16 protein-coding genes and 1 riboswitch are annotated in these 12,815 nt (G+C 47.8%); of the genes, 5 read left to right on the top strand and 11 right to left on the bottom strand.

What is annotated here, in order from left to right; all coding sequences use genetic code 11:
- Positions 1-44: 44 nt before the first annotated feature.
- The 3 genes from ACFO5U_RS09070 to ACFO5U_RS09080 are packed head-to-tail and all read right to left on the bottom strand — an operon-like array spanning position 45 to position 2,101.
- On the bottom strand, positions 45-545 hold the full coding sequence (locus ACFO5U_RS09070; protein WP_377278581.1) for a hypothetical protein: 501 nt from the start codon (positions 543-545) through the stop codon (positions 45-47).
- Between the two features lie 2 nt (positions 546-547).
- Positions 548-1,228 (bottom strand): DUF2711 family protein, encoded by a 681-nt coding sequence (locus tag ACFO5U_RS09075; RefSeq protein WP_377278582.1) that lies wholly within the window; start codon positions 1,226-1,228, stop codon positions 548-550.
- A 15-nt stretch (positions 1,229-1,243) separates the two neighbouring features.
- Positions 1,244-2,101 carry a DUF5700 domain-containing putative Zn-dependent protease gene (locus ACFO5U_RS09080; RefSeq protein ID WP_377278584.1) on the bottom strand — a complete coding sequence of 286 codons (858 nt, stop codon included), beginning with the start codon at positions 2,099-2,101 and terminating at the stop codon, positions 1,244-1,246.
- 227 nt (positions 2,102-2,328) lie between these two features.
- Between ACFO5U_RS09080 and ACFO5U_RS09085 the strand changes: the two genes are divergently transcribed.
- The 5 genes from ACFO5U_RS09085 (at position 2,329) to ACFO5U_RS09105 (ending at position 5,718) form a co-directional block, all read left to right on the top strand.
- Positions 2,329-2,754: a DMT family transporter gene (locus tag ACFO5U_RS09085; RefSeq protein WP_377279486.1), complete on the top strand. Its 426-nt coding sequence runs from the start codon at positions 2,329-2,331 to the stop codon at positions 2,752-2,754.
- A gap of 12 nt (positions 2,755-2,766) precedes the next feature.
- A complete protein-coding gene (locus ACFO5U_RS09090; RefSeq protein ID WP_377278586.1) occupies positions 2,767-3,429 on the top strand; it encodes a Crp/Fnr family transcriptional regulator in 663 nt (220 codons plus the stop codon).
- 11 nt (positions 3,430-3,440) lie between these two features.
- Positions 3,441-3,926, top strand: a complete 486-nt coding sequence (locus tag ACFO5U_RS09095) for a DMT family transporter (RefSeq protein ID WP_377278588.1) — start codon at positions 3,441-3,443, stop codon at positions 3,924-3,926.
- 195 nt (positions 3,927-4,121) lie between these two features.
- Positions 4,122-4,592, top strand: a complete 471-nt coding sequence (locus ACFO5U_RS09100) for a hypothetical protein (RefSeq protein WP_377278589.1) — start codon at positions 4,122-4,124, stop codon at positions 4,590-4,592.
- Positions 4,593-4,869: 277 nt separating this feature from the next.
- The gene (locus ACFO5U_RS09105; RefSeq protein WP_377278590.1) at positions 4,870-5,718 is read left to right on the top strand and encodes an STAS domain-containing protein; all 849 of its coding nucleotides are present in this window, start codon (positions 4,870-4,872) and stop codon (positions 5,716-5,718) included.
- 61 nt (positions 5,719-5,779) lie between these two features.
- Here the strand turns inward: ACFO5U_RS09105 and ACFO5U_RS09110 are convergent, their stop codons facing one another.
- The 8 genes from ACFO5U_RS09110 to tenA all read right to left on the bottom strand — a co-directional run bounded on the left by ACFO5U_RS09110 (position 5,780) and on the right by tenA (position 11,976).
- A complete protein-coding gene (locus ACFO5U_RS09110; protein ID WP_377278592.1) occupies positions 5,780-6,253 on the bottom strand; it encodes an SRPBCC family protein in 474 nt (157 codons plus the stop codon).
- A gap of 193 nt (positions 6,254-6,446) precedes the next feature.
- On the bottom strand, positions 6,447-7,775 hold the full coding sequence (locus ACFO5U_RS09115) for an MATE family efflux transporter (protein WP_377278593.1): 1,329 nt from the start codon (positions 7,773-7,775) through the stop codon (positions 6,447-6,449).
- A gap of 103 nt (positions 7,776-7,878) precedes the next feature.
- Positions 7,879-8,433, bottom strand: coding sequence for a TetR/AcrR family transcriptional regulator (locus tag ACFO5U_RS09120; RefSeq protein ID WP_377278595.1), 555 nt, complete (start codon positions 8,431-8,433; stop codon positions 7,879-7,881).
- A gap of 154 nt (positions 8,434-8,587) precedes the next feature.
- Positions 8,588-9,076, bottom strand: a complete 489-nt coding sequence (gene thiW / locus ACFO5U_RS09125) for an energy coupling factor transporter S component ThiW (protein WP_377278596.1) — start codon at positions 9,074-9,076, stop codon at positions 8,588-8,590.
- Positions 9,073-9,720, bottom strand: coding sequence for a thiamine phosphate synthase (thiE, locus tag ACFO5U_RS09130; RefSeq protein ID WP_377278598.1), 648 nt, complete (start codon positions 9,718-9,720; stop codon positions 9,073-9,075). The genes thiW and thiE overlap by 4 nt, the downstream gene beginning before the upstream one ends.
- Positions 9,665-10,543, bottom strand: a complete 879-nt coding sequence (gene thiD, locus ACFO5U_RS09135) for a bifunctional hydroxymethylpyrimidine kinase/phosphomethylpyrimidine kinase (protein WP_377278600.1) — start codon at positions 10,541-10,543, stop codon at positions 9,665-9,667. The genes thiE and thiD overlap by 56 nt, the downstream gene beginning before the upstream one ends.
- Entirely contained in the window at positions 10,533-11,294 is a 762-nt protein-coding gene (gene thiM, locus ACFO5U_RS09140; protein ID WP_377278602.1) for a hydroxyethylthiazole kinase, read from the bottom strand. Before thiM ends, thiD begins: the two co-directional genes overlap by 11 nt.
- Complete coding sequence (tenA, locus tag ACFO5U_RS09145; RefSeq protein WP_377278604.1) at positions 11,287-11,976, bottom strand: thiaminase II; 690 nt, start codon at positions 11,974-11,976, stop codon at positions 11,287-11,289. Before tenA ends, thiM begins: the two co-directional genes overlap by 8 nt.
- Before the next feature lie 87 nt (positions 11,977-12,063).
- Positions 12,064-12,165, bottom strand: a riboswitch (TPP riboswitch).
- Between the last annotated feature and the right edge of the window lie 650 nt (positions 12,166-12,815).

Here is a 12,815-nt window from a genome sequence, read left to right on the forward strand (position 1 = left end):
TTAGCAATTTCTATTCTGTAAGCACATCGACGATTCAAGCAGACTTACTGCTCTTGTATATTCACAGAAAAAAAGTAGCTTGCTTCCCCTTGTTCCCAATCAGCATTGATTTCATAAATGTGAAGTCCAGGTTTCATACTCAGGTGAATGTCATTAAAACTTTCAATAAGCTCGTTTTGGGCATCCCATACATTGATGATATAGCTGTCGGGTTCTTCTTCAAAGGACAATTCAATTGTCGCTTCCTGGCTTGTCGCTATATCGCCGTATTCCGTATTGGCCAATTCATTTGGCGGAAGCGATTCTGTTTCGACACACATCTTCTCCCCCGGACTCTCCGAATAACACCAATCGTAATTGACCGGTGCCCTGTCGATCGTTTTTTCTTCAACCACAATCGTTAAAGCGGGAGGTTCCTGTACCATACTCGTTCCGTCAAACGAATCCACAGGCTCCGGTGAATCTTCATACAAAATGAAGTTCGAACACCCCGCCGTCAGCAATAGAGATAGCACCAACAAACATGAAACCCATACTTTCTTCATGCTTATTCCTCCTCTTCCATGAACCAATAGCTTTTAGTCTCCGCTTCGCAAACGATCGCTTCCCATTTAAAATTCGCTATGAGCTTGCGGATGTCCTGTTCTTTAGAAAGAAAGACGGTAAAACAAAGATCGTACTGGCTTAAAAAGACCGATTGCAGACTGTCGTCAGCTAGCATTATTTCAGCTGGCGCCAATTCCGGAATAGTGGCTAAGCTGCAAGTTTCAATATTGATGTGTCCAGCGGTGTCATCCACTGGCTCGGAAAAATAAAAGCTCCGAGAACCATTCGAGGAAAAGTTTTTCAATACCCCTTCGCAGAGAAAAACTGAAACGCGGTCTTCCATCGGCCAAAAGAAATCGGTTGGATAAGCATTCGATAGTTTATCTACCAAGTCTCGTCGCTGATATTTTTCTACCAGGCTATTTGTTGCTAGTGCAATTGAGACATCTTTTAAGCTTCCAAAACCACATGCAATTCGCACTTGTTCCCAACTAACCGGCTTTCCTAGAGCCAATATTTCTTCATCACTCGGATATACGTGTGCATAAGGATTTGTTCTTATCTTATTATTTTCCCAGCCTGTCGGCATTTGAACGAACGGATGCAAGAGAAACGCCGCCGAATGATAATCGGGCACTTGCTCTAGTAAGGATTGTTTTACATTAAAATGAATATAGTCCATATATTCTGCTCCTACTCAATCTAGATTGGCGTGCTGAAGTTCTAAAAGCTCATGCTCTACGCAAGCATGAAAGTCCCCCCTGTTCCATAAGGTGACTGCTTTTACATCTCCATATTTCCTCGCGAGGTTTTCGAAGACTACATAAGCAATAAAATAAGCTAGGCGTGTATAACCAAACCTTTGCCCACCGTTAATAGAAAACCATTCATGAAAGATCTCTATGTCCGAACTCATTTCCATGTCTTGAATAAAAGCAGACAACACAGCCTGTTTATTGTCTTTTACAAACTGTAGCCAATTCTCACCGTTTTCATCATAGGAAAAGTAAACAGCTTCATCAGTCTTTACAATTTGCCGGGAGAAATAGGTCGCGCATCCTTCTTGCAATAACCATGTATAAGGATGGCCCCAATCAAGCTTTTCCCAGTCCATTCCCTTTTGAGCAGATATTGCATTATGAAGCGCATGGCCAAACTCATGAGCAATAATGACTTGAAGGTTCGCTTCTTTCGATGAAAGCTGTTCTAGACAAAACGTAATTTCAGGAATGATTTGCCGATGTGTAAAGGCGTTCGATCCGAAAGCCCCTATGATAATATGTACATCCTCAGTAAATGTGATGCCGTATTTTTGGCGATAGGCATCAACCGTTTGATGGATCAACCGCTCGATATTTTGACTGGATTGTCTCATGTCCTCGAATTTCACTGGATATTTTTTAATCGCTGTTGGGATTTTTTGATCGAGGTTGCGGCAATGGTATAAGAAGTACTCTTTAAAACTATCAGGAAGCTTTTCATAGTAGCTTCTTAAAAATGCTTCTACCGGAATGTAGTGATCCAGAAAATAGGTTGCCGTATTATGAATTTTCATTCGATAACCCTCCTCAAGTAATCCTGTTTCGTCAATCGTTAACTTTAATATACTAAGTAGGGAATCGAATATCTACATAATTTTGGAAATTATAACAGCATACGTATTCAAGTCAACCTTTCAAACCAACCAAATAAAATGGTGATCATTTCAAACATAAGGACATATGTCCTTCCATTCTCCACCACTTCCTTTTAATGTATAACTAAGAAAAGGTGGTGGAGATGATGAAGGGAATGTTGTTTGCGCTTGCGGGCGGATTTTTTCTGACCTTCCAAAGTGTAGCGAATGCGACGATCAGCAGCCAGATCGGCACGTGGCAAGCGGCGGCGATGACGCAATGGACCGGCTTTGTGCTGGCGATTTTCCTCGTCTTCGCACTTAGAGACCGTTCCTATAAGCAATTAACGCAAGTTACGCCGCTCTATGCATCCGGTGGCTTGTTAGCCGCTTTTATTCTATTCAGCAATATTACAGCGGTTCACCGCATGGGAGTCACCTTGACGATCAGTGTTTTCCTGATTGCACAGCTAATCGCAGCGATCGTCATCGATGGCAAAGGCTGGCTCGATATGACGAAGAAACATGTCGGAAAAACGCAGATCCTAGGCGTGCTGTTGATGATCACGGGCATACTTGTGTTGAAATGGTGAGGAGGAAAACCGGTGCAGACGATTAAACACTATCTCGAGCATTATGGGTTGACGGATTTGTTTACACCAACTGTGATCGAATCGATGAAAATCGAACGTCGCGCGGGCGGAAGCCGTCTGTTTTCACAAGGGGATGAGGCGGATACGCTGTATTTGCTTGTTGAAGGAAAATTGAAGATTTCTATGCTCACCCCTGAAGGCAAGCGCTTGATCATCGCATTCAAGACCCCGTTCGATATGGTCGGCGATGTTGAATACGTGCAGAAATGCCCGTTCATCAATACGGTGGAAGCTGTCACGGACTTGGTGCTGCTGCGTATTCCGCATGCTGTTTTAGAAACTGAAATGGCCAATAACATGGCTTTTCTCCAGTTTTTGCTGGAGACGATCACCCATAAGTTTGTTACGAAAGCACAAGCGATGAATTTTAATTTGCTGTATGCGGTCGATGTGCGGGTGGCAAGTTATTTGCTGGCGATGACACCGGACAAGCCGATGCTCGATTCGCCGTCGCTTGTGGATATGGCGGATTTGATCGGCACGAGCTACCGGCACTTAAACCGTGTGCTTCAGCAGTTTGAACAAGCCGGCTGGATCAAACGAAATAATGGCAAAATTGATTTATTGGAGCGGGAATCCTTGCTCGAACTGGCAGGGCATAATATTTACGAATAGGAGGAATGGCTATGGCGATCGGCATCATGCTGGCGATTGCGGGCGGCGTTTTTGTCTGCCTGCAAAATATATTCAATGCCAATGTCAAACAGCATGTCAGTGTCTGGACAACGACTGCACTGGTATTGTTTCTCGGGTTTTTCGGCTCTTTCGCAGCCGGCCTCGCATTTGAAGGGACAGGGTTATTCTCTTTTCAGGCAGAGCCGTGGTTTTGGTTTAGCGGCGTGATCGGTGTTGGAGTTGTCGTGTGCGTCACGCAAGGCGTACAGACGCTCGGGCCAAGTCGCGCGATTTCCATCGTCATGGTGTCGCAAATTTTCTTCGGCTTGATGTGGGATACGGCCGGCTGGTTCGGGCTTGAGCAAGTGCCGTTCACGTGGCAGTCTCTTTTCGGTGTGTTATTGATTAGCGGCGGCGTCCTGTTGTTTCAGCTAGGGCCGGCGCTGGAACACAAGCGTTTTGTGAAACTAGCTGACGCTGCACAAAAAAGTTCTTGACTACCTGCTGAAAGGAATGTTTTGGGCAGTTAATGGCCCGACTGATGAGGCAGTAGATGAGGTTTGAGGAAATTTATGATAATTGTTGATTTTTTACAAAATAAACCTTTATTTTCCTTCCCTTTTGAATCATAATAAAAGAAAAATCATCAGATTCTCAATATTATCGAGGGTCTGAAAAGGAGAATAAACAACATGCAATCAGCAATCCACTTACTAGCGCCCGGCAAATTGACACCAGACAAATACTATAAGGTGTACTCGACAGACCCTTCCTTGCTTTTCGTTAAAATCGGGGGACAGTTTTATGACGAGAAAACCGACGACGAAGCACCCTTTGTCCTTGGCATCGCGATGATGGTGTTACGCAAACTGTTTTTCAATAAACGCAAAGAACAGCATGAAGCCAGTGTCGATCGCCTAGTGAGTGAAAATCCCCAGGAATTGTTAAGCAAGAAAAACAACTTCAACCTCGACTTGACTGCCATTCAAAAAATCGAAATGAACACGAAATCAACGTTCCATACAAATGGCACAGACCGCGGCACATTGGTGCTTCACCTCGAAGATGGCACGAAGCGCAAATTTACAATCCCGTCATTCGTTTCGACAAAAGCGGTAATGCACTTTTTCGAAAGCCAAGAACTCGCTGTTGAAATCGTCTAAGTAAAAACCTTTAAGCTTAGTTTAGTAAGCCTACTGTCTCTATCTTGTCCCTGGACACATTCAGTTCTTAAGCGCTGACTGTGTCCGGGGTTTCGTTTTACGGTTTGTATTACGGACACTCGGCATTGTTTGCGACATACTTGAATAGTATGTTCTTGTAACTGTTCGTGCATAATTGTTTCATCTCATAGATTATGAATGTATAATGTTATTTCCACACACTAGTTTCACGAACTGACTTTAGCTTATGACTATTTACACACCGAGGAGATAAAATATGTTTAAGGATAAGGAATTACAAGACTTTTTATGTGAAAAATCAAGCCAATTGACCGATGAATGGTACGCCACACTCGATAAAAGCGTAGGCGGTGTCTACGGCGAAAGCGAGCCGCAAGCGATTGAAAAGCTGCGCCGGCAGAATCAGGAGTTCCATGAAATTTTCTGCTCTATCTTCAGCAAAAGCGACGCACAAGGCATCGAAGCGTTCAGCGAATGGGTATCGCGCGTTGCCAACGACGAAGCCCATTTATCCACGCCTTTCAATGCGGTCATCAAAGAGTTTTTCAGAACACAAAAGCAGTATTTGCAGCTGATTGAAGAGTTTGCTTCGATTCAAGAAGAGCATATCTCCCATGAACAATTGAACATGTGGAATCAAGCAGTTGTCGACACCTTGAACAATGTCATCCTTGAGTTTATCGATCAGAACACAAAAGCAGCTGAGCGTCGCTTAAATGCTCAACAGGAAATGATCGTCGAAATGAGCGCACCGGTCATCATGCTGACGAAAGACAGCGGCTTGCTGCCATTGGTCGGCGAAATCAATACATACCGTGCCAAAATCGTTTTCGAGAAAGTGCTCCAGCAATGTTACGAAAATTCACTTGAGCGTTTGTTCATCGATCTATCTGGCGTCCCGATCATCGATACGATGGTCGCCCATCAAATCTTCCAGCTGATCGACGGCTTGAACATTATCGGCGTCCGTACCGCTATCGCCGGCATCAGCCCAGAGATTGCCCAAACCGCCATCCAGTTAGGCGTCAACTTCGGCGAAATCGATGTCTACAACAAGCTTGAACAAGCCTTGAAATACTCCAACCTGACCATCACAAAAAACTAGACTAGCATAACAAAAAGAACACCTTTCAGCTGAAGGGTGTTCTTTTTGTTATGCATATAGATTAGCTAGACTGGTTTGTCCCGCTCGGCGCTTCTGCAATCCGTTTCAATTCGTGTGCACGGTTCACGACAAAACGCGTCATATAGCGTTCAAGAAATAGTTTGTCGGCGAGCTTGCCGATGATGCCAAAAGGCGAGCGGTAGGAAAAGCGTTCTTTCATGAGGGTCCCGCCTTCAAGCTCTATGAACTCATGAGTATGAACGAACGAATGGAAAGCGCCCTTGACCATTTCATCGCTGAAACGGTGCGGCCGCTCCATCTCAGTGATTTTCGAGGTGAGTTTCTGGCGGACACCGAGATGAGTCGCCCTCCACGTCACCCAATCGCCGAGTTCCATTAAACCGCTCGTCGTCCCGGCAATCGCCTGTTCGTTGGTCTTAGCCAATGTTTCTTTATGCACATCGATGCTTCTCGCCAAATCAAAAATGCGTTCGATCGGGGCTTCGATAAACGTTTCGTGGTGAATGTCCGGCATCGCGTGCACCTCTTTTCTTGTGTTCAAAAGCTGATGTTCATTTCCAGCAGAACTCTTACCTTTATTTACCCGTCGCCCGCCTTCTTTAGTCCAAGACTGCTCGCTTTCGGCAAAGGAATTCTGGCTTTTTCGAGAAGGGCATAACAGATAGGCGGAAATGCAGTGAGAACCCTAACACTACCGAATCACTGACTCACTTCCCCTTCCATCTCCGCTGATAATAAAGAATCGTCAGCAGCACGATGAATTCCGAAATTGGAATCGCAAGCCATGCTCCTGTGACACCGAAGAATACCGGAAGAATGCTGAGTAAAATGAGTAGCACCACAATTTCGCGTGCTGCAGTAATCCACGTCGCCATGCGGATTTTCCCGGTCGACTGGTAATACGTCATCATGACGAAGTTCGTGCCCATGAACAGATAGGCGATAAAGAACAGTTGAATGCCGGGAACAGCCAAGTCCAGAACGGAGTCTGGGAAATCTCCAAAAGCGCCGGCAATCGACTCGGCAAACAACTGGCCGATGACAAAGAATAAAGTGCCTGCTGCGATGGCCGTCCCGATGGCCAATTGAAGCGTCTTTTTGATTTTTGCGTGGTCTTTCGCACCGCTGTAATAACTGACCAACGGCTGGATCGCCGAGCCCATGCCGAGAAACATGAGCAGCATGACACTGTGTACATAGTTGAGAATCGCAAAGGCAGATACGCCGGATGTGCCAGCTAGGCGCTCGAACACATTATTATGTGCAATTGTGAACACCGACATGCCGACTTCCGCGAGAAAGCTCGGGAAACCGATCACTAAAATCAACAACATTAGCTTACGGTTCACTCTAAAACGGACAAAGCGCAAATTATTGGTTTTTTTGAAGAAATGCGTACAGAGAACGAGCATGCCGATAAAGGCAGCAATTAAAGTGGCAGCGGCTGCTCCCATGACGCCAAAATCCAAAATGAATAAGAAAATATAGTTCAGCATGATGTTCAGCAAGGAAGTCGTCACAAGCGACACCATTGCTAAATTGGGGCTGCCGTCATTGCGGACCAATATGCTGAGCGCGTTCTCCAGCGTAAAGACAAATCCGAACAGTAACATCAAATACAAATAATCCGCGACGTATGGATAAGTCTCGGCGTTGGCGCCAAGCAAATAGGCAAGTTCGGTCCGGAACGGAAATGCCAGCAAGCCGATAAGCAGCGTGACCGCAAAAATCGAGACGATGGCATGCGAGAACACGACACGCGCCTCATCTACCCGCTTGGCGCCCATCAATGCCGAAAAGCGCGTAGCGCCACCGATTCCGATCCACAGCGACATCGCCACAAACAAAGTATAGACAGGTACCGCGATACCTATCCCGCCGAGTGCGATCGGGCCGAGCCGGTTGCCGACCATAATGCCATCGGCGACTATATTGACCGCCATCAGCAGCATGCCGATAGTCGATGGCACTAAATAACGGATAAATGATTTGCTGACCGAATCTGTATCGAGCCGGTGCACGGTCTGTTGTGTCATGGTGAATCATCCTCCTCTATTCCGAAAAACACTAAAAACTTTTTTTGTTTTAAAAGTTTTCTAACTCCCAAAAAAATACTGGCTTGCGACAGCCAGCACTGCTTTATGCTCCTTTGATAAAACCGTTCATCACTAATTCACTCATCAAGTCGACAGCTTCTGTAACAGAAATGCTTTGTTCTGCAAAAAACTGTTGATCCAGTGAAATATTGACGACGCTTAAAATCATTTTGACTAATAAGTCGATGTTTTGCTCTTTGATGAGGCCGGATTTCATACCTTCTTCAAGCAAATGCTTTAGCTCATCCCATTGGTTCAACTCGCGGTCAACACGCTCCCATTGTTCCGGATAATAGCGTTTCAACTGCTCCAATACACGTAAATCATAGAATTCGCTGTGATTAGGAATGATTAATATCGTTTGGCGGATTTTCTCTTGCAAGTTTAAGGTTTCATCTTCCCTAATCACTCGCGAGCGTTCGCTATGCTCCTGAAAAGTCATATCGATGATCGATTCCAGTATCTCCAATTTGGAGGAAAAGTTTTCATATAAAGTGCGCTTGCTGATGCCCAGCCGCCTTGCCAAGTCATCCATTGTAAATTTTATGCCGTTATTTCGGGTTTCTTCGATAAATGCTTGCATAATTCTCGATTTCATAAATAAACCCCCTCTACGAAAACTAATAATACTATAATAGTTTTCTCGGTTCAAGTTATAAGTGGTTAGACCGATACACTATTCTCCTTGCCCCGTCTCATGCACCAAATACAAAACAAAAAAAGCCGACTCTATGAGCCGGACTTTTTTTGCGCTATGCTACTAGTTTTCCTGCCCTAGTTTTCTCCAAACGGTACATCAACACGACGCCCAGTATCGCGCCGCTGATGCTCGAGACGAGAAACGGCGGCATGAAGAACAATGCGCCGACTTCCGTGCCCATCAAAATGCGCGCATATGGGACGGCGACGAGTGAAGCGATGATGCCGGTGCCGATGATTTCACCGGCTGCGGCGAAGCCGATGCGCCCGCTATATTGATACAGCAAACCAGCAAGCAAAGCTCCGATCATGCCTCCCGGAAATGCCAGCAAAGAACCGGTACCGGTCAGCACGCGCACCAAACCGGTCAACATGGCGATGACAACTGCCGGGCCCGGGCCGAACGCGACGGCAGCGATGACGTTGATGGCGTGCTGTACAGGATACGCACGGGCAATGCCCGCCGGAAACCAAATAAAGGCGGAACCGGCGACAGCGATTGCGACGAACATCGCCATCAGGACCAATTTTTTTGTATTCATCCGACACGCCTCCCGGGGATTGAGCCTTGAAAACGTTGAATTTGCCCCATGACATCATCCGCTTCCGCGATCGACGAAATGACCGCGATGCCGGATGCGCCAGCTTGCCAGACGGCGTCTGCATTATGCGGTTCGATGCCGCCGATTCCGATGATCGGCACATGTGGATATTGCGCTTTTACTTTGCGGATTTCACTGACGCCCGCTGCCGGTTTGGCGTCCGCTTTGGAACGGGTGCCGTATACCGGCCCCATGCCGAGGTAAGTCGCACCGCAAGAGAGCGCCTGGTTCGCTTCCTTGACGGAATGAACCGACACGCCGAGTGCCATCGAATAGCCGATGCGTTTTCTCACCGCGCCGCAGTCCATGTCTTCCTGGCCGATATGAATGCCGTCTGCCTCGACGGTGCACGCGAGATCTACATCATCGTTGACGAAAAACGGCACGTCATAAGCTTTGCATAATTTTTTGCACGCTGCCGCGAAATCTTCGAGTGCTGAGCCGGATAAAGCGCCTTCGCCTTTTTCACGCAGCTGAAAATGCGTGATGCCGCCTTCGAGTGCTTGTTCAAGCAACGCGAGTGGATCTTTAGTACCGGCGTTGGGCGTACCCATTAGAAAATAAATCGCTGGATTGTCGAACAAGGTGAACTACCTCCTTTTCCTTAGATTCACGATAAGCGGCATGATGGGTCGGGCCGTGGCCGCTGCCGATCCCGAGCGGATGGGCGAGCGCCGCTTGGATAAATTCCTTGGCGGTAAATAGCGCCTCTTCCATCGTCCGGCCTTTTCCGAGTTCCGCAGTCAGTGCGGCGGAAAACGTACAGCCTGTGCCGTGAGTCTCTTTTGTCGCCAGCCGTTCCGAGCGCAGGAACAGCATCATGCCGTCTTGGTCCAAATAAAAGTCTTCTGCAACGTCAGGGTCGGTGCTATGGCCGCCTTTAATGATGACCGCTCCCGCGCCGAGCTGTAAAATCGCTTCGGCCGCCTGCTTGCGTGACTCCGTGTCTATGATTTGGATGCCGCTCAAGACTTCCGCTTCCGGAATGTTCGGTGTGATGAGTGCGGCTAGCGGGATGAGCGAATGTTTGATGGCCTCGACCGCTTCTTGTTGGAGCAAGGAAGCGCCGCCTTTGGCGATCATGACGGGATCGATGACGAGATTTCCCCAATGATAGCGCTTGATTCCTTGTGTCACTTCTTCTATGAGATTTGCGTCGAATAGCATGCCGGTTTTTACGGCACGAATATCGAAATCAGTTCCGATGGCATCGATTTGTTGTTTGACTGCCTGCTGGTCCATCGGGTAAATGCCGTGAACGCCGGTCGTGTTTTGCGCTGTGACCGCCGTCAAGACCGAACAACCGAATGTACCGAGCTCTTGGAAGGTTTTCAAATCTGCCTGAATGCCGGCACCGCCGCCAGAATCCGATCCGGCGATGGTCAATACTTGTGGTTTAGCGTTCATGTAAAGCCGCCTCCTGTTGTTTTGACAGTTCATCCAAAAACGTCATCTGAAAAGTGCCAGGCGATAGGGCTATTTTCGCAGCGCGTTCACCTGCATTTCCGTAATACTGCAAGCCTTTGGCGACAGCTTCCACCGGCTGTTCTTCACGGTCGGTCAGAAAGGCCGCGAGCACTGCACTCAGCAGACAACCCATGCCGGTGACCGACGCCATCAAGGAATGCCCAGCGGTGATCCATTCCATCCTTTCGCCGTCTGTCACGATATCGACTCTTCCGGTCACGGCGACGAGCGTGTTGTACGTAAACGCCACATGTTTAGCGAGTTCTGCAATATCCCCTTCGCCCTCGCCAGCATCGACGCCTCGCGCTTGCCAGTCCGCTCCTGCTATGGCCGCCAGTTCGCCAGCGTTGCAACGTAAAAGAGTAATGTCCAATTGTTCGAGTAAATGTTTCACCGCTTCCAATCGGTAGCTGGTCGCGCCCGCGCCGACCGGGTCCAAAACGATCGGAATACCTTTTTCCATGGCGGCATTTCCAGCGATGAGCATGCTTTTCAAGGAGCGCTCCGTGATCGTGCCGATATTGAGTGACAAGGCATCCGCGTGACCGGTCAGTTCTGCGACTTCCAGTTCCTCGTCGCCCATCACGGGAGACACGCCGAATGCGAGCAGCCCGTTTGCCTGAAAGTTGGAGACGACGTGATTGGTGATGCAGTGGATCAACGGTTTTTGGATGCGTAATTCCCTAAGCATGGCGCACACTCTCCTCTCTTGATGGCAGCTCCCAGCTTTCCATCGTCCACGCTTGTTGCCAGAACTGCCATTCGTAATAGCTGCTTCTCATAAAGCGCGTCTTCAATTCTTTGCGGCGCGCTTCGGGCAAGCCTTCAGCCAATTGGTTCATGCGCTCGATTTGTTCATTCACGAGTTCGCCGAACCATTCCGAGCCGTAAGTGCCGATCCAACGCTGGAAAATCGGCTCTTCCGGTGTGGCGTCTTTCAAGCGTTCGCCGATTTCATAATACAGCCAGTAGCATGGCAGTATCGCCGCGAGCACGTCAGCCAGATCGCCTTCAGCGGAGCGGTACATATGGGAGACGTACGCATAAGCGTGAGGAGATGGTTCGAATACTGCCCAGTCTTCGTCGGTGACGCCGAGCAATTCCATGAATGATTCGTGAAGCGCCATCTCCGCAGCACAGGTTTGTTCGGCGTGGTGCGCGAATGATTGGGTCGTGGCGAGGTCTGTCGCCTTGACTGCGCCGAGCGCCTGCACTTTGGCGAAATGGGTCAGGTAATAAGCGTCTTGCATGACGTAAAATTTGAAAACGTCGAGCGGCAAGTCCCCTTTGGCAATGCCTTTGACGAAAGGGTGTTCAAAGCTTGCGTTCCATAAATCTGCACATTCCAAGCGTAGTTCTTCACAAAATGTCATGTCGCTCTCTCCTTTTTGGGGCAAAATAAAACACCGCTTCCCTAGGTAGGGAAGCGGCGGTAGAGGTCAGCTGGAAATTTGAGAAAGCTCACGACTCGCCCACTTCCCTACGCTGGTATAATCCAGATCAGGTTCAAAGGGTCCGAGCGATGCTCGTCTCAGCCAGTAATGGCTCCCCTAGTGGTAGCGATATTTAGTTGTTGTCGGGATTACTATATCATAGCTGGCGGACGAATTCAAAACTTTGTGAATTTGATGGACGTAATGCTTCTATAGTTTTCTTGCACTGGTTGGGGAATCGCTTCTCTGGACTAGGATTAGAATGCAATGTGTTAGAAGATGTATGTGTACATGTGTCGCTGGTTTTACTGACGTCATATTTAGTGTCGCCGCCTGGCTTTGGGATGGCCTTTCGCAATGAGCCAAGAAAACCACTTGTCTCATTGCTTCGGCTCACCCTTATCGCTAGTCGGCTTTTCGTTTTCTTTGAGACTAGCCAGTTAAGGTCGAGCTTTCTTTAAAGGTTTCGTCCACCGGTTGGGGAATCGCTTCCCTAGAATAGGATCAGGAGGCAGTGAGTTAGAACTTGCATGTGTATATGTGTTGCTGATTTTTATGGTGTCACATAGTGTATCGCCGCCTGGCTTTGGGATGGCCTCTTGCCATAAGCCAGAAAATACGCCTGTCTTATGGCATCGGCTCACCCGTTTACGCTAGGCGGCTTTTCTTTTTCTTTGATGCTAGATAGTTAAAGCTGTGCTTTCTTTGTAGATTTCGTCTACTGATTGGGGAATCACTTCCCTATAGAAGTTGTGTGGGTGTTAATTATGGCCACAAAA

Origin of the sequence: Planococcus dechangensis, from assembly GCF_042654465.1 — a bacterium.
Taxonomy (GTDB): Bacteria; Bacillota; Bacilli; order Bacillales_A; family Planococcaceae; genus Planococcus; species Planococcus dechangensis.